Genomic DNA, 1,541 nt, shown 5'->3' on the forward strand with positions numbered 1-1,541 from the left:
CAGCGCCGGCCTGTCGCTGGCGCAATGGATCCCGGGCGGATCGATCGCCGCCTCGGCCGGCTGGGAGGCGCGCCTCGGACCGCCGGATCCGGCCGCGCCGCTGGCCTGGCTGGATCGGGTCCATGCGGTCGACCGGATGAAGCTCGAGGAGCTGCTGCCTGCGCTGCTGAAGGGCCCGGCGCTCGAGCGCGCCTCAGCCGGGCGCCCTGACGCCGCGGGCGCGGCCGATGCGCTGCACCATCCGCTGCGCCTGCCCGGCGACGACGGCGACTGGGTGTGGCACGAGCTGCGGCTGCGCGTCGTGCGCCGCGATCCGCGCGGCCACGCCCGGCGGGTGCTGGCCAGCCTGCAGGACATCCAGTGGCGCCGCACCGCCGAGGAACGCCAGCGCCTGAGCAGCGGCCTGTTCCAGCACCTGCACGAAGGCCTGGCGATCACCGACCTCGACCACCGGCTGCTCGACGCCAACCCGGCCTACTGGTCGCTGATGGGCGAGCTGCTCGAGGCCCCGACGGGGCTGGTCATCGAGGACGACGGCCCCTTGCCCGACACGGCCGAGGCGCTGCGCCGCCAGCTGCTGGGCCGGCCGGCGCTGCCGATGGAGGCGGCGCAGCTGCATCGCAGCGGCCACGACCTCGACGCGATCGCCGAGGCGCTGGCCGATCCCGCCGGCCACTGGCAGGGACTGGTGAAGGTCCGCGCCGCCGGCGGCCCGCCGCGCACGCTGCGGCTCACCGTGTCCTCGATCCCGGAGCCCGAGGGCCCGCCGCGCTACCGCGTGCTGGCGCTCAGCGACCTCACCCAGGACCTGCAGCGGCAGCAGGCGCTGGAGCGGATCGGCCGCTTCGACCTGCTGACCGGCCTGCCCAACGAGCAGGAGTTCCAGCGCCGCCTGCAGGCCGCGCTGCAGGCAAGTCGCGATGTCGGGCCCGGCTCGATGCTGTGCATCGCGCGGCTGGACCTCGACGGCTTCGCCGCGTTCAACCGCCGCCATGGCGCCGCGCGCGCGGACCAGGCGCTGCGCGAGCTCGCTCGTCGGCTGACGACGGCGCTGCGTCAGCAGCCGCAATGGTCCGACGAGGTGGCCCGGCTCGGCGGCGACGAGTTCGGCCTGCTGCTGCGCGTGCAGAGCGCCGCGGAGGCGCAGCTGGCGCTGGACCGCCTCGTCCAGGTGGTGCGCCGGCCGATCGACGCATCGCCAGATCACGCCTCGGCCGACGCCGCTTCGGTGACCGAGGAAATGCCGACCTCGGCCATGGGCTTGGACAGGGACAGGGACGAGGACGGGGACGCCCGCGACGACGACATCTTCGGCAGCGCGGCGGGCACGCCCGGCGACGTGCTGCGGCTGAGCGCGAGCGTCGGCGCGACGCTGTACCCGCAGGATGGCGGCGAAGCCGAGACCCTGATGCGCCATGCCGCCCATGCGCTGTACCGCGTCAAGCGCAGCGGCCGCGACGGCGTGCAGTTCTTCGACGTCGAGAAGCGCCGCAGCCGCGAGGCGCAGGCCCAGGCCGCGCTGCGCGTGCAGCAGGCGCTGG

At 75.3% G+C, this 1,541-nt stretch carries 1 protein-coding gene; it reads left to right on the forward strand.

What is annotated here, in order from left to right:
* A partial coding sequence (locus FUT87_RS27410; RefSeq protein WP_147243017.1) for a GGDEF domain-containing protein occupies positions 1-1,541 on the forward strand: 1,541 nt, incomplete at both ends.

It is taken from the genome of Mitsuaria sp. TWR114 (assembly GCF_007997345.1).